Genomic DNA, 15,487 nt, shown 5'->3' with positions numbered 1-15,487 from the left:
GAGAGAGTCGAGCCTATGCAGGTCTGGCCGGGACAGGCGTATCCCCTCGGTGCCACCTATGACGGTGCGGGCACCAATTTCGCGGTCTTCTCCGAGGCGGCGGAGCGGATCGAGTTGTGCCTGCTGCACGACGACGGTTCGGAGACGGCGATCGAGCTGCGGGAGAGCGACGCGTTCGTGCGCCATGCCTATCTGCCGGGGGTGATGCCGGGCCAGCGGTACGGCTTCCGGGCCCACGGCCCGTACGCCCCCGAGCGGGGGCAGCGGTGCAACTCCGCCAAGCTGCTCCTGGATCCGTACGCACGAGCGGTAAGCGGTGCCGTCGATTGGTGTGAGGCGGTCTACGGCTATCACTTCGACGACCAGGACGCCCGCAATGACCTGGACTCCGCTCCGCACATGATGACGTCCGTCGTCGTCAATCCGTACTTCGACTGGGGCGACGACCGGCCGCCGCGCACCGAGTACCACCGCACGGTCATCTACGAGGCGCACGTCAAGGGTCTGACGATGCTTCACCCGGAGCTGCCGGAGGACGTCCGGGGCAGCTACGCGGCGCTGGCGCATCCCGCGATCGTGGATCACCTCAAGGATCTGGGGGTGACGGCGATCGAGCTGATGCCGGTGCACCAGTTCGTCAACGACCACCGCCTGGTGGACCTGGGCCTGGCCAATTACTGGGGTTACAACACGATCGGCTTCTTCGCCCCGCACAACGCCTACGCCTCGTGGGGTGACCGGGGGCAGCAGGTGCTGGAGTTCAAGTCGGCGGTGCGGGCGCTGCACGAGGCCGGCATCGAGGTGATCCTGGACGTCGTCTACAACCACACGGCCGAGGGCAATCACCTGGGGCCGACGCTCTCGTTCCGTGGTCTGGACAACGCCTCGTACTACCGGCTGGCGGACGACCCGCGGTTCTACATGGACACCACCGGCACCGGGAACTCACTGCTGATGCGCAGTCCCCATGTGCTTCAGCTGATCATGGACTCGCTGCGCTACTGGGTCACCGAGATGCGGGTGGACGGGTTCCGGTTCGATCTGGCGGCGACGCTCGCCCGGCAGTTCCACGAGGTGGACCGGCTGTCGTCGTTCTTCGACCTGGTGCAGCAGGATCCGGTGGTGAGCCAGGTGAAGCTGATCGCGGAGCCGTGGGACGTCGGGGAGGGCGGCTACCAGGTCGGGAACTTCCCGCCGCTGTGGACCGAGTGGAACGGCAAGTTCCGGGACACCTGCCGGGACCTGTGGCGCGGCGAACCGGCCACCCTGGCGGACTTCGGCTCCCGGCTGACCGGCTCCTCCGACCTCTACCAGGACGACGGCCGCCGCCCGCTCGCCTCCGTCAACTTCGTGACCTGCCACGACGGCTTCACCCTGCACGACCTGGTGTCGTACAACGAGAAGCACAACGAGGCCAACGGCGAGGACAACCGGGACGGCGAGAGCCACAACCGGTCGTGGAACTGCGGCGCCGAGGGCGAGACCGAGGACCCGGCCGTGCTCGCCCTGCGTGAGCGGCAGATGCGCAACTTCATCGCCACCCTGCTGCTCAGCCAGGGCGTGCCGATGATCAGTCACGGCGACGAGTTCGCCCGCACCCAGCGTGGCAACAACAACGCCTACTGTCAGGACAGCGAGCTGTCCTGGGTGCACTGGCCGGGCCCCGACGGCACGGCGGCCGAGCGGGCGCGGCGCATGCTGGCCTTCACCCGCGCCATCATCTGGCTCCGGCGCGACCATCCGGTCTTCCGCCGCCGCCGCTTCTTCCACGGCCGCCCCGAGCAGGGCACCTTCAACGAGCTGTCCGACATCGCCTGGTTCACCCCGGAAGGGGAGGAGATGCGGGACGCCGACTGGCAGGCCGCGTACGCCAAGTCCCTGACGGTCTTCCTCAACGGCGGCGCCATCTCCGAACCGGGACCGCGCGGGGAACGGGTGGCCGACGACTCGTTCCTGCTGCTGTTCAACGCCCACCACGGCCCGCTGGACTTCGTCATCCCGCCGGACCACGGGCGGCTCTGGCAGGTCGTGGTCGACACGGCGCTCCCGGACGGGGTGACGGACGACGGGCGGAAGCTCGCCGCCGGCGACCGGCTCACCCTGACCGACCGGAGCATGGCCGTCCTGCAACGCCCCCTCTGAGATTGCGAGATGAGCCCTCAGGCTGGGTACGGATGTTCCCATGAAGCGCGACAGCCCGGCGCCTCCGACGGCGACCTACCGCCTCCAGCTCCAGCCCGCCTTCCCGTTCGCCGCGGCCGAGCGGGCCGTACCCGCCCTCGCCGCCCTCGGCGTCTCCCACCTGCACCTCTCCCCCGTCCTGGAGGCCGTCCCCGGCTCCGCGCACGGATACGACGTGACGGACCACACGACGGTCCGGGCCGAGCTCGGCGGTGAGGAGGGGCTGCGCGCGCTGTCCCGCACCGCCCGCGCCCACGGCCTCGGCCTGATCCTCGACATCGTGCCCAACCACATGGCCGTCCCCGCGCCCGAGCACCTCAACGGCCCGCTGTGGGAGGTGCTGCGGGACGGGCCGGTCTCCCGCTACGCCCGCTGGTTCGACATCGACTGGGCCGAGCACGGCGGCCGGGTGCTGCTCCCCCTGCTGGCCGGCCGGCTCGGCGACGAGCTCGACCGCTTCACCGTCCACGACGGCACCCTGCGCTACTACGACCACGTCCTCCCCCTCCGCCCCGGCACCGAGAAACTGCCGCTGCCCGAACTGCTGGACGCGCAGTGGTACCGGCCGGCCTGGTGGCGGCTGGCCCGCACCGAGCTCAACCACCGCCGCTTCTTCACCGTCTCGGAGCTGATCGCCGTCCGCGTCGAGGACCCGGAGGTCTTCGCCGCCACCCACGCCAAGGTCCTCCAGCTGCTGCGCGAAGGGGTGGCCGACGGCCTGCGGATCGACCACCCGGACGGGCTCGCCGACCCGGCCGGCTACCTGCGGCGGCTGCACGAGGCCACCGAAGGCCGCTGGACGGTCGTCGAGAAGATCCTCGCCCGGGACGAGGCGCTGCCCGCCGACTGGCCGGTGGCCGGCACCACCGGCTACGACGCCCTCCACCACATCGACGGCCTGTTCACCGACCCGGCCGGCGCCGAGCGGCTCACCGCCGCCTACCGGGCGTTCGCCGCACCGCCGCCCGACCGCGGCGGCGACTGGCCGGCCACGGCCCGCCGGGCCGCCTGGCGGATGGTCTCCCACGAGCTGGTGACGGAGGTCGAACGCCTCGTCCGCGTCGCCGGCCGGATCTGCGACGGCGCCCTGCCGCTCCGCGACCACGCCCCCTGGGCGCTGCGCACCGCCCTCTGCGAGATCCTCGTCCGGCTGCCCGTCTACCGCCCCTACGCCCGGCCCGGCGCACCCGTGGCGCCCGCCGACGCCGTCCTGCTGGAGGAGGCGGCGCGGGAGGCACGGGCGGCGTTCGCCGTGCCGGAGGAGGCGGACGCGGTGGACGTGGTGAAGGACGCGGCCCTGGGGCGGTTCGGCGATGGGCCGGAACACCGGGACTTCTGCGCCCGGTTCGCCCAGACCGCCGCCGCCCTGCACGCCAAGTCCGTCGAGGACACCGCCTTCTACCGCTACGCGCCCCTGCTGTCGGCCACTGAGGTCGGCGGCTCCCCCGGCCGGCCCGCCGTCACACCCGGCGGTTTCCACGCCTTCTGCGCCCGGCTGCAGCGCGACTGGCCCGCCGCCGGCACCGTCCTGTCCACCCACGACACCAAGCGCGGCGCCGACGTCCGGGCGCGGATAGCGGTGCTCGCCGAGTACCCGGACGAGTGGGCACGGCTGCTGGCCCGGCTGGCGGAACGGCTGCCCGCGCCCGAGCCGCACGTGGCCTGGACGGCCTGGCAGACCGCCTTCGGCCTGGGCGAACCGGACGCCCTGCGGCTCGTCCCCGCCATCCTCAAGGCCGTCCGCGAGGCGGCGCTGCGGACGACGTGGACCGAGCCCGACACGGCGTACGAACAGGCGGTCGAGCGCTTCGTCGTCGCGGGGCCGTGCGGCCCGGCCCACGAGGAGCTCACCGCCTTCGCCGCCACCGCCGCCGCGTCCGTCCGGGCCAACACGCTCGGCGCGGCACTGCTCCACCTCACCATGCCCGGCGTCCCCGACGTCTACATGGGCACCGAACGCGTCTCCCGCACCCTCGTCGACCCCGACAACCGCCGCCCGCCGGACTTCGCGGCCGAGGAGCCGACCGGCCTGGCAGCGGAGAAACTCCACCTCACCCGAACCACCCTGCGCCTCCGCCACGCCCACCCCAACTGGTTCGGCCCGGACGCCACCTACACCCCCCTGCCCGCCACCGGCCCCACCGCCGACCACTGCGTCGCCTTCGCCCGCTCGGACGAGGTGGTGACGGTGGTGACACGGCTGGCGCGCGGGCTGGAGGCGACGGGCGGCTGGGCCGACACGGCGCTGACACTGCCGGGAGGCGGGCGCGGCGGCTGGCGCGAACTGCTGACGGGCCGGGCGTGCGAGGAACGGGTGCTGCTGGGGCGTTTGTTGCACCGGTATCCGGTGGCACTGCTGACACGGGAGTGAGGACGCCGGCGCATTCGACCCGAAAGAAGGGCCCGTCCCACACGCTCGTTTACTCCCTGGCGCTCGGTCCTGCACCGCCTTCACCGTGCCGCACGACCGGCGCCCCTGGTCGTAGCCAGTCTTCTGCGCCTTCCCGAGAGAGACCCATGGCAGTAACGGCCTCGTTGGTGAAAGCGGTCATCACATCGTCGGTTCCGAGGTGGAAACGACCGTCTGGCGGCCACTGTGCCGGACGGCCCGAGACAAGCCACGCCGTGGCAGCAGGTGCACGAAGCTCTACGGCAACCGGCACCCGAATTTCCGAGTCGTCCTCGGCCCAATGGATTTCGGCGCCCACCAGCGGCACTCCGATGAGCCCCGACCATGAGGGATGACCTGTTACGGCCACGGCCGCCGGCCCTCCGGGCTGTCCGATCACGACCAGCAGGCCGACCATGGGCTCTCGGAAGATTTCCAAGCCGTAGTCGCCGAAACCACGGCCCCACACCGCTGAATACTGCGTGCCGTTCTCGGCGAGCAGGCCGATTCCCATGGTGGGCTGGTGCCATGCGCCGAAGTCCCACTCTTCGATCTCGGTGCCATCGTCCCCCACGTCAGTGGGTAGTAGGTCACCTCTACGAGGCGCGTGCCGCGCAGACTTTCGACAGTTCTCTCATATTCATCCTCAGTGAGCTCGGGCAACCGCATCTCACCATTTTGGCGGCCCTTCACTCGCCCAGGCATCCGAGATTTCGAAGGCCGAATGGTGCAGGCGCCGCCTCCCTCCAAGGAATTATCCGCACCCGAGCCAGAGGGCGGCATCTCCGCCGTCGGCTGTTCGTCGACGCCGCTGACGAGCGGCGTCATGCTGTCGGACAACCCGTCGACGCGTCGTACTCCCGCGTCCTGTTCACCGTCCCGGCGCGGGAAGGACGGCGGCGGCGCGGTCGACGGCCGGTGCGGCGGTTTCCGGCGCAATCGCACTCAGCGTAGGCGCACCCAGCGCAGGCCCTCCCGGTGTGGACGCTCCCGACCTCGGTGCTTCCGGCGCGGGCGCCCCCGGCGCCGACCCCTCCGCCCGCCGCCCGTTCTCCCGGCACATCTCGGTGAACCGCAGCGCCGCGCCCGTGAGTTCGACGCGTGCGTACGCCGTGAGTTCCTGCCGCCACGCCGGTTCCACCGGAACGGCCACCGCCCCCGCCGTCGCCCGGGCCACCTCCACCGAGCAGGCGAGGATGCCGACGCCCGCCACCGCCAGCCGGACCGCCGTGGACGCGTGCTGTACCTCCATGGCGGTCAGCGGGCGGAATCCGTGTCGCGCGCACTCGCGGTCGAGCCACCGTTGGCCGCCGATCACCGGTTCCAGGACGCAGCGCACCCAGGCCCGGTCGGCCAGTTCGGAGAGGCGGACCGGACGCGTACGCTCCGCCAGGGGGTCGTCCCGGGCGACGACGATCATGATCTCTTCCGTTCCCAGGGAGACCACCGGTCCCTCCCACCGCTCGGGCCGGGGGCCGACCGCGAGGTCGGCGACACCCCGGTCCACGTGATCGCGCAGTTCGTCGGCGGTCAGGTATTCGTGCAGGTGAAGCCGGACGTCGGGGAACTCGCGCCGCCAGCGGGCGAGGACCGGCGGCAGCGCGCCGATCGCGAGCGCGTGCAGCGTCGCGATGTGCAGTTCACCGCCCTCGGCCCCGGCCGCGGCCCTGGCCGCTCGGCGGGCCAGCCCCGCGCTGCGGACGGCGAGTTCGGCGTGCGGCAGGAAGGCCCGTCCCATCGGCGTCAGCCCCACCCCGCGCGGCAGCCGTTCCAGCAGGTTGCCGCCCACCTCCCGTTCGAGCGCCTTGATCTGGTGGGACAGGGCGGACTGGGTGACGTTGAGCGTCTCGGCGGCACGGGTGAAGGACCGCTCCTCGACCACCGCCACCAGATATTCCATCTGCCGCAGACTCACGACTCCCCCATGAACATCTCTCATCGTTCCGATCGAAACCTTGCGTTGGACTCATAGTCGCTGCCGGGCGGAGGGTTGAGCCATGCATGAGACAGACGTCATCGTCATCGGCGGCGGCACCGGCGGTTACAGCACCGCACTGCGCGCGGCGCACCTCGGACTGGACGTGGTGCTCGCCGAGCGCGACCTCGTCGGCGGCACCTGCCTCCACCGGGGCTGCATACCGAGCAAGGCGATGCTGCACGCGGCGGAACTGGTGGACGGCATCGCGGAGGCGCGCGAGCGCTGGGGCGTGCGCACCACGCTGGAGTCCGTCGACTGGGCCGCGCTGACCGCCACCCGCGACGACATCGTCGGCCGCAACCACCAGGGCGTCGAGAACCACCTGTCCCAAGCGGGCGTCCGCGTCGTCCGCGGCTCCGCCTCCCTCACGTCCGCCCGTACGGTCCGGGTGGACACCGGCGCCGAGGCGGGTACGGAGTGGCGCGCCCGGCGCGGCGTCGTGCTGGCCACGGGTTCGCGCCCGCGCACCCTCCCGGGCCTGGAGCCGGACGGCCGGCATGTCGTGACCAGCGACGACGCCCTCTTCGCACCGGGGCTCCCGGCGTCCGTCCTGGTGCTGGGCGGCGGCGCGATCGGCGTCGAGTACGCCTCGCTGCACCGCTCCATGGGCGCCCGCGTGACGCTGGTGGAGGCCGCGGACCGGCTGCTTCCGCTGGAGGACGCCGACGTGAGCCGGCACCTCACCCGGGGCCTGAAGAAGCGCGGCATCGACGTCCGGACGGGCGCGCGCCTCGAAGACGCGCGCCCCTTCGAGGGCGGGGTACGGGCGACCGTCCGCACCGCCCGCGGCGAGACCCTCGAACTGACCGTCCACCGGCTGCTGGTGGCCGTCGGCCGGGTGCCGGTCACGGACGGTCTGGGGCTGGCCGCGGCCGGACTGTCCACCGACGCCCGCGGTTTCCTCGCCCCGCCGACTGGGCGCGCCTGGAGACGGCGGTGCCCGGCGTCCACGTCGTGGGCGACCTGCTGCCGCCGCCGTCCCTCGGCCTGGCCCACGCCTCGTTCGCCGAGGGCCTGCTCGTCGCCGAGACCCTGGCCGGCCGCTCCCCGCGCCCGGTCGACTACGCGGCCGTGCCCCGCGTCACCTACTCCAGTCCGCAGACCGCGTCCGTCGGCCTCTCCCAGGAGGAGGCCGTCGCCGCCGGACACGACGTCACCGTCAACTCCATGCCGCTGACCGGCACCGCGAAGGGGATGGTCCACGGCCAGGGCGGCATGGTGAAGGCGGTAGCGGACAAGAGCGGCCGCGTCCTCGGCGTCCACCTCGTCGGCCCGCACGTCTCCGAAATGATCGCCGAGGGGCAATTGATGGTCGGCTGGGACGCGGAGGCGTCCGATGTGGCGCAGCACATCCATCCGCATCCGACGCTGTCGGAGGCGGTGGGCGAGGTGATGCTCTCCCTCGCGGGGCGGGGGTTGCACCAGGTCTGAGCGGAGGGCGCCTGCGGCGGGCTGGTGCCCCGGTCCCGCCCTTTCACCGTTTCTTACGGGGGCAAGCCCCCGCACCCCGAGCGCACCTGCGGCGCGCGTCCTCAAACGCCGGACAGGCTGATTCAGCCTGTCCGGCGTTTGAGGACAACCGCGCGAAGCGCGGTTGCGGGGCGCGGGCCCTCCCGCAGAAACGGTGAAAGGGCGGGGCCGGGGCAACCTCCCCATGGGGCACCCGCCCCGTCCACGACCCGAGGAGCCGCCGGTGCTGTACGAGGTATGGGCCCCGCACGCCACACACGTCACGCTGCACACGGACGACGGCACCCACCCCATGACGACCGACGCCACCCGCCCCGGCTGGTGGAAGCGCGAAGCCCCCGGCACCCAAGGCACCCGCTACGGCTTCGCCCTCGACGACGGCCCGCCCCTCCCCGACCCCCGGGCCCGCCGCCTCCCGGACGGCCCCGACGGCCCGGCGGCCGTCGTCGACCCGGCCCACTGGGAATGGCAGCACCCGTGGCCGGGCCGCGACCTCCCCGGCGCGGTCCTCTACGAGCTCCACACCGGCACCTTCACCCGGGAAGGCACCTTCGACGCGGCGACCCGCCACCTCCCGCACCTCGCCGCCCTCGGCGTCACCCACATCGAGCTGATGCCCGTCTGCCCGTTCCCCGGCCGGCACGGCTGGGGGTACGACGGGGTGGCGCCGTGGGCCGTCCACGAGCCGTACGGCGGCCCGGACGGGCTGCGCCGCCTCGTCGACGCGGCGCACGGGCACGGCCTGGGCGTCGTCCTGGACGTGGTGCACAACCACCTGGGCCCGTCCGGCAACCATCTCCCCGCCTTCGGCCCGTACTTCACCGACCGCCACCAGACCCCGTGGGGCGCGGCGGTCAACCTCGACGGCCCGGGATCGGCCGAGGTCCGGGCGTACCTCATCGGCAGCGCCCTGGCCTGGCTGACGGACTACCGCCTCGACGGCCTGCGGCTGGACGCCGTCCACGCGCTGGTGGACGACGGCCCGCGCCACTTCCTCTCCGACCTGTCCGAGGCCGTGGACAACCTGGCCGAGCGCCTCGGCCGCCCCCTCTTCCTCATCGCCGAGTCCGACCGCAACGACCCGGCCACGATCACCCCGCGCCCGTCCGGCGGCCTCGGTCTGCACGCGCAGTGGAACGACGACTTCCACCACGCCCTGCACACCGCGTTGACGGGCGAGTCCCAGGGCTACTACGCCGACTTCGCGGCGGACCCCGAGTACGCCCTCACCAAGACGCTGCGCGGCGGCTTCTTCCACGACGGCACCCTCTCGTCGTTCCGCGGCCGCCCGCACGGCCGTCCCCTGGACCCGGCCGTCGCCCCCGCCCACCGCCTGCTCGGCTACGCCCAGACGCACGACCAGATCGGCAACCGGGCCCTCGGCGACCGCCTCGCCGCCCGCCTCTCCCCCGGCCTCCTGGCCTGCGCCGCCGCGCTGGTGCTGTGCGCGCCGTTCACGCCGATGCTCTTCATGGGCGAGGAGTGGGGGGCCCGGACGCCGTGGCAGTACTTCACCGACCACACCGACCCGGAGCTGGCCGAGGCCGTACGCCGGGGCAGGCGCCGCGAGTTCGCCGCCCACGGCTGGCCCGCGGAGCGGATCCCCGACCCCCAGGACCCGGCCACCCGGCTGCGCTCCTGCCTGGACTGGGACGAACCGAGCCGCACCCCGCACGCCGAACTCCTGGCCTGGCACCGCCAGTTGATCACCCTCCGGCACGCGGAACCGTCCCTGACCGCCCCCGACTGGACCGACACGGACCCGGCCGTGCACCCGGACCGCTGCGTCACCTACCACCGCGGCCCCCTCCTCGTGGCCGCCAACCTCGCCCGTACCCCGGCCGGACTCCCCGTCCCCCGGGCACCCGCGTCCTCGCCGCGTGGCGACCCCTCCCGCCCCCGGACGAGAACGGCCTGCTCCACCTGCCCCCGGAGTCGGCGGCGGTCCTGCGGACTGGTGGATGAGCGGGTGAGCGGGGAGGGAGCCGGGAGGCAGCCGTCACCCGGCCGTCACCCCGCCGTCCCGGGGCCGAACGGTCCCCGAACGGCCCGTTCGGCCCCCGTACGCGGGCGGGCGGGCAGGGCAAGGTGGTGGGTGACCGACCGGGGAATGCCGTCCCTGGTCGTGGTCGGGGCCGGCCGGCCATCCCTCACCCGCCCGGCCGGCCGGTCCCGGCCACGGCCCCCGTTCGTTCACCGGCCGGAGCCGGCCGTCGGCGCCCCCCCGTCGCCGGCGGCCGGCTCCGGCCGGTCCACTTCCCGCGCCGGTCGCCGTACCGGCCCCCTTACCGAAGACCGCCGACGACCGCCGTACCGCCCCCAGCCGGCTCAGTCCTCCGCCGGCTCCAGGCGCAGCGCGATGCTGTTGATGCAGTAGCGCTGGTCCGTCGGGGTCGGGTAGCCCTCGCCCTCGAAGACGTGGCCGAGGTGGGATCCGCAGCGGGCGCAGCGGACCTCGACGCGGACCATGCCGTGCGAGCGGTCCTCCAGGAGCTCGACGGCGTCGGAGTCCTTGGGGTCGTAGAAGCTCGGCCAGCCGCAGTGGCTCGCGAACTTCTCGGTGGAGCGGAAGAGTTCGGCTCCGCAGGCGCGGCAGGAGTAGACGCCGGCCGTCGTCGTGTCCGTGTACTCACCGCGGAACGCCGGTTCCGTCCCGGCGCGGCGGAGCACCTGGTACTCCGCCGGCGACAGTTCCGCGCGCCACTGCTCGTCCGTCTTCTCGACCTCGTAGGGCATGGGCCGTACGTCCTCTCGGGGCTCTCGGGAGTCAGCTCTCCAGGCGGGCCAGGATCCGCGGACCGAGGTCCGTGACGTCCCCCGCGCCCATGGTGAGAACGAGATCGCCGGGGCGGACCATTCCCGCGAGGACGTCGGGGACGGCGGCCATGTCGTGCTCGGCGCGCACGTCGGCGCCGGCCTCGCGGGCCGCGTCGATGATCATGTCGCTGGTGACGCCGGGGATCGGGTCCTCGCGGGCCGGGTAGATGTCGAGGACGACGGAGGCGTCGGCCAGGGCCAGCGCCTGCCCCATCTCGGTGCCGAGCTCCTGGGTGCGGCTGAACAGGTGGGGCTGGAAGACCACCAGGACGCGGGAGCCGGCCGCGGCGCCGCGCATGGCCTCCAGGTCGGCGGTCATCTCGGTGGGGTGGTGCGCGTACGAGTCGATGACCTGCGCGCCGGCGGCCTCGCCCTTGAGCTGGAGGCGGCGGCCCACGCCCGTGTACTTGCCGAGCGCGGCGGCCAGGTCGTCGGCCGGGATGCCCAGCGCGACGCCGGCGGCCAGGGCGGCGACCGCGTTGTTCGCGTAGTGCCGGCCGGGGACGGAGACGCCGAAGGACAGCTCGCGGCCGTCGAGGAGCACGGTGACCTCGCTGGTCAGGCCGCGCGGGGTGACGTCGAGGACGCGCACGTCGGCGTCCTCGGACTCGCCGTAGGTGACGATCCGGACGTCGCCGGTGCGCCCGGCGAGGCGTCGGGTCAGCTCCCGGGCGCCCTCCTGGTCGGCGGAGACGACGAGCGTGCCGCCCGGGCGGATCCGGCCCACGAAGATCTCGAACGACTCGTGGATCTCCTCCATCGAGGCGTAGTTCGCGTGGTGGTCCAGCTCCGCGTTGAGGATGATCGCGACCTCGGGCGCGTACTTGTGGAAGCTGCGGTCGCTCTCGTCCGCCTCCGCCACGAAGATCTCGCCCGCGCCGTGCCGGGCGTTGGTGCCGGGGCCGTGCAGGTCGCCGCCGATCGCGTACGACGGGTCGAGCGCGAGCGCGTCCAGCGCCACGGCCAGCATCGACGTGGTGGTCGTCTTGCCGTGCGTGCCCGCGACGGCGATCGGGCGCAGTCCGTCCATCAGCCGCGCCAGCGCGTCCGAGCGGTGCACCACCGGGATGCCGCGCTCGGCGGCGGCGGCCAGCTCGGGATTGTCCTGCCGGATGGCGCTGGAGACGACCACGCAGGTGGCGTCCTCGGCGAGGTGCCCGGCGGCGTGGCCGATGTGGACCGTGACGCCGAGGGCGCGCAGCGACGCCGCGGTCGCGGACTCCTTCGCGTCGCTGCCCGCCACGCGGGCGCCGCGCTGGGCGAGGATCTTCGCGATGCCCGACATGCCGGCGCCGCCGATGCCGATGAAGTGGGGGCGGTCCATCGTCGTGGGGACGGCCGGTGCCATGTGCGGTGCTCCCTGGTTGTTCTCGGCTGCTGTCGTCCCGGGAGTCCGGGGACGGTGACTGCGCCGATTCTCGCACCCGGTGCCGACAGGGCGGCCTTCGGCCGGGGTGCCCCGGTCCCTCCCCCGGAGGGGGCACCCCCCTTCACCGTTTCTCGCGGGGGCTCCGACCCCACACCCCCGAAGCGCCCCGCGGGCTCCCCCAGAGGGGGTGCCCCCAGTCCTCAGACGCCGGACGGGCCGATCGGTCAGCCCGTCCGGCGGAAACTCACCTGTCCGGATGGCGGCGGGCGTACGGTCCCGTTTGACGCCTACTCCGCGTCGGCCGCGGGCCGCTCCTCGTTCTCGTCCGCGTCCGCGTGCGCATACAGCTTGAGGACCGGCACGCCGACCTTGTGGCGGGCGCGCGAGGCCCAGTCGCGGTGGAAGAACTCCTCGACGAGGTGGGGTGCGGTCAGCACGATCACCTCGTCGGCGTGGGTCTGCTCGACGACGGAACGGAGCAGGTCCAGCGGGTGGTCGTCGATGATCTGGCCGACGGCCTCGCTGCCGGCCCCCGCAGGAGGCGCAGGGAGTGCTCCAGGGCGAGGGCGGCCGGCCTCAGCGCGGCCTCGCCCTCCGGCTCGTCCGCCTCGTGGACGGCCTGTTCCAGCTCGCCCAAGGCTACGTCGTCGATGGCGCGCAGCAGCCGGTCCTCGGCGCCTCTGGGCTGCATCAGGACGACGAAGGACATCTCGTCGTCGTGCAGGCCGGTGACGAAATCGACGTCCGTCGCGGACAGCGGTTGTTCGATCATCAATACGCTCGTGAACACGGTCGGCGCCCTTCTCCTCCGTGGGCCCGGGCCCACACAGAAACCATCCTGCGCGTGCTCCCTCGGAGCTCGCTGTTTCGAACCCGTGCCCCCGGGGGAGCGTCCGACACAATTCTGCCCGTCGGACGATAAGCGGAACAGGGGATTCCGCCGATTGTCAGATGCCGATTCGTCGGATGCCGGCCATCGGCCCCGGCCGTCAGGCCCCGGACGCCGTCCCGATCGTCGCCCCGGCTGCCGTCCCGGGCACCGTCCCGATCGCCGTCCCGGCGGCCGCCGCCCCAGTCGCCGTCCCGGCCACCGCCCCGCCCGTCCCCGCCCGGTACCGGGTGAACAGGAACCCGTCCTGTTCCAGCACCGACGCCAGCGCGAACCGCCGCGGCACCTCCAGCGGGGGCCCGCCGGCGATCCGGGGCGCGACCCCGGCCGCGACCATCGGGGCGAGCGAGAGGCACAGCTCGTCCAGCACCCCGGCCGCCGTGAACTGCCCGAGCAGCCGCGGCCCGCCCTCCGTCAGCAGCCGCGTCATCCCGCGGGCGGCCAGCAGCTCCGGTATGCGCGCCACGTCCACCGTCCTCCCCTCGCCGGCCACCACGACCTCGACGCCCGCCGCGGCCGCCGCGTCCCGCCGCTCGGCCGGGGCCGCCTCGCCGGTCAGCACCAGGGTCGGCACCAGCGGCTCGGCGAACAGCGGCAGCGAGAAGTCCAGGTCGAGCCCGGCGCTCACCACCGCGATCACCGGCGCCGGCGACTGCCCGAGCCCGGCGCGCCGGGCGGCGAACGCCTCGCGGGCGCGCGCCGGGCGGTAGCCCTCCTGCCGTACGGTCTCGGCGCCGACCACGACGGCGTCGGCGAGCGCGCGCAGCGTACCGAAGATCCGCATGTCCGCGGCGGAGGACAGCGGCTGCGAACGGCCCTCGTGGTGGGCGGCGCCGTCGAGCGACGAGACCATGTTGGCGCGCAGCCAGGGGCGCCCCTCCTCGACGGTCCCGGGGTAGGCGTAGAGGTCGGCCAGCTCGTCGAGCCCCCATTCGCGGTCTTCGAGGTCGGCGGGGGTGGTGGGCGAGGGGAACAGGCGTCGCATAGGCCGCAGTGTGACACGGCTCGCCGCCCCGGGTGTGACATGCCTCGCTCCGCTCCCGGCCGTCCCGCGGCCGTCGGCGAACTACCCTGGAGAGTTGTGTCGTCCTCCACCGCAGCATCCGCAGAAGCCCGCCCGGCGGGCGAGCAGCCCGTCGCGCTCACCTCGCGCACCCCGCACGTCCCGGCCGAACGCCTGGTCGCCGAGATGGTGCCGCCGCCGCGCTTCGACGCGGTGCGGTTCGACACCTACATACCGGACCCGAACCAGCCCAGCCAGACCGAGGCCGTACGGGTGTTGTCCGGCTTCGCGGCCGGGCTCGGCTCGCCGGCCGGCGGCAGCGGCCGGAAGCGCTGGTTCAGGCGGGAGGCCAAGCCCGCGCCGGCCGGCCCGCGCGGGGTCTACCTCGACGGCGGCTACGGCGTCGGCAAGACGCACCTGCTGGCCTCCCTCTGGCACGCGGCGCCGGCCGCCCCGGAGCGGAAGGCGTTCGGCACCTTCGTCGAGCTGACGAACCTGGTCGGCGCCCTCGGCTTCCAGCAGACCGTACGCACGCTCGGCGGCCACGAGCTGCTCTGCATCGACGAGTTCGAACTGGACGACCCGGGCGACACCGTCCTCGTCTCCACCCTGCTCGGCAAGCTCGTCGAACAGGGCGTCGCGCTCGCCGCGACCTCCAACACGCTGCCCGGCAAGCTCGGCGAGGGCCGGTTCGCCGCCGCCGACTTCCTCCGCGAGATCCAGGGCCTCTCGGCCCACTTCCGCGCCCTGCGCATCGACGGCGAGGACTACCGCCACCGGGGCCTGCCGGAGGCACCGGCGCCCTACGACGACGAGACCGTCAAGCGGGTGGCCCACTCGGTCGAGGGCGCCTCGCTCGACGACTTCCCCGCCCTGCTCGGACACCTGTCCCAGGTGCACCCGAGCCGCTACGGCGCCCTCTGCGACGGCGTCCGCGCGGTCTGCCTCACGGGCGTCGAGCCGGTACCGGACCAGTCGACCGCCCTGCGACTCGTCGTCCTCGCGGACCGGCTGTACGACCGGGAGGTGCCGGTGCTGGCGTCCGGACGGCCGTTCGACCGGCTGTTCAGCGAGGAGATGCTCGCGGGTGGCTACCGGAAGAAGTACTTCCGGGCCATTTCGCGGCTTACGGCGCTGGCGCGCGACGCGAAGTCCTTGGCGGACGGCTGAGGGGTGGGGTGCCCCGGTCCCTCCCCCAGAGGGGGCACCCCCATTCGCCGATTCCCGGGGCTGCGCCCCGGACCCCGAAACCCGCGCTCCGCGCGGTTGTCCTCAAACGCCGGACGGGCTGGTTTTCCAGCCCGTCCGGCGTTTGAGGACGAGCGGCGAAGCCGCGACAAGGGGGTCCGGGGCGCAACCCCGGGAAACGGCGAAAGGGCGGGCCCGGGGCA

8 protein-coding genes and 3 pseudogenes are annotated in these 15,487 nt (G+C 73.4%); 5 read left to right on the top strand and 6 right to left on the bottom strand.

Going from position 1 to position 15,487, the window contains the following annotated elements:
- The first annotated feature begins 15 nt into the window (after window positions 1-15).
- Window positions 16-2,142, top strand: coding sequence for a glycogen debranching protein GlgX (gene glgX / locus ACQEVS_RS26450; protein WP_433024198.1), 2,127 nt, complete (start codon window positions 16-18; stop codon window positions 2,140-2,142).
- 40 nt (window positions 2,143-2,182) lie between these two features.
- Window positions 2,183-4,552 (top strand): malto-oligosyltrehalose synthase, encoded by a 2,370-nt coding sequence (treY, locus tag ACQEVS_RS26445; protein ID WP_433024196.1) that lies wholly within the window; start codon window positions 2,183-2,185, stop codon window positions 4,550-4,552.
- A 49-nt stretch (window positions 4,553-4,601) separates the two neighbouring features.
- Here treY and ACQEVS_RS26440 read toward each other — a convergent pair whose 3' ends face one another.
- Together ACQEVS_RS26440 and ACQEVS_RS26435 are read right to left on the bottom strand one after the other, a co-directional pair.
- Window positions 4,602-5,144 carry a hypothetical protein gene (locus tag ACQEVS_RS26440; RefSeq protein ID WP_433024194.1) on the bottom strand — a complete coding sequence of 181 codons (543 nt, stop codon included), beginning with the start codon at window positions 5,142-5,144 and terminating at the stop codon, window positions 4,602-4,604.
- 297 nt (window positions 5,145-5,441) lie between these two features.
- A complete protein-coding gene (locus tag ACQEVS_RS26435) occupies window positions 5,442-6,470 on the bottom strand; it encodes a LysR family transcriptional regulator (protein ID WP_433027910.1) in 1,029 nt (342 codons plus the stop codon).
- Window positions 6,471-6,567: 97 nt separating this feature from the next.
- Between ACQEVS_RS26435 and lpdA the strand changes: the two are divergent.
- Both lpdA and treZ read left to right on the top strand, forming a co-directional pair.
- Window positions 6,568-7,979 (top strand): annotated as a pseudogene (gene lpdA, locus ACQEVS_RS26430) (dihydrolipoyl dehydrogenase).
- 262 nt (window positions 7,980-8,241) lie between these two features.
- A pseudogene (treZ, locus tag ACQEVS_RS26425) lies at window positions 8,242-9,983 on the top strand (malto-oligosyltrehalose trehalohydrolase).
- Between the two features lie 363 nt (window positions 9,984-10,346).
- Here the strand turns inward: treZ and msrB are convergent.
- From msrB to ACQEVS_RS26405, 4 genes and pseudogenes are all read right to left on the bottom strand, one after another.
- Window positions 10,347-10,754 (bottom strand): peptide-methionine (R)-S-oxide reductase MsrB, encoded by a 408-nt coding sequence (gene msrB, locus ACQEVS_RS26420; protein WP_185944005.1) that lies wholly within the window; start codon window positions 10,752-10,754, stop codon window positions 10,347-10,349.
- Window positions 10,755-10,785: 31 nt separating this feature from the next.
- On the bottom strand, window positions 10,786-12,183 hold the full coding sequence (murC, locus tag ACQEVS_RS26415) for a UDP-N-acetylmuramate--L-alanine ligase (protein ID WP_433024191.1): 1,398 nt from the start codon (window positions 12,181-12,183) through the stop codon (window positions 10,786-10,788).
- A 308-nt stretch (window positions 12,184-12,491) separates the two neighbouring features.
- Window positions 12,492-12,994: pseudogene (locus tag ACQEVS_RS26410) on the bottom strand (indole-3-glycerol phosphate synthase).
- Window positions 12,995-13,193: 199 nt separating this feature from the next.
- Window positions 13,194-14,078: a pyrimidine reductase family protein gene (locus ACQEVS_RS26405; protein ID WP_433024189.1), complete on the bottom strand. Its 885-nt coding sequence runs from the start codon at window positions 14,076-14,078 to the stop codon at window positions 13,194-13,196.
- Between the two features lie 96 nt (window positions 14,079-14,174).
- Between ACQEVS_RS26405 and zapE the strand changes: the two genes are divergently transcribed.
- Complete coding sequence (zapE, locus tag ACQEVS_RS26400; protein ID WP_433024187.1) at window positions 14,175-15,266, top strand: cell division protein ZapE; 1,092 nt, start codon at window positions 14,175-14,177, stop codon at window positions 15,264-15,266.
- Window positions 15,267-15,487 lie beyond the last annotated feature (221 nt).

It is taken from the genome of Streptomyces sp. CA-181903, assembly GCF_050937075.1.
GTDB lineage: Bacteria > Actinomycetota > Actinomycetes > Streptomycetales > Streptomycetaceae > Streptomyces.
This window is presented reverse-complemented; position numbering and strand designations above follow the sequence as displayed.

Coding starts and splice junctions, on each gene's coding strand:
- glgX (WP_433024198.1), top strand. CDS start 16: ATGCAGGTCTGGCCGGGACAGGCGTATCCCCTCGGTGCCACCTATGAC.
- treY (WP_433024196.1), top strand. CDS start 2,183: ATGAAGCGCGACAGCCCGGCGCCTCCGACGGCGACCTACCGCCTCCAG.
- ACQEVS_RS26435 (WP_433027910.1), bottom strand. CDS start 6,470: ATGGAATATCTGGTGGCGGTGGTCGAGGAGCGGTCCTTCACCCGTGCC.
- msrB (WP_185944005.1), bottom strand. CDS start 10,754: ATGCCCTACGAGGTCGAGAAGACGGACGAGCAGTGGCGCGCGGAACTG.
- murC (WP_433024191.1), bottom strand. CDS start 12,183: ATGGCACCGGCCGTCCCCACGACGATGGACCGCCCCCACTTCATCGGC.
- ACQEVS_RS26405 (WP_433024189.1), bottom strand. CDS start 14,078: ATGCGACGCCTGTTCCCCTCGCCCACCACCCCCGCCGACCTCGAAGAC.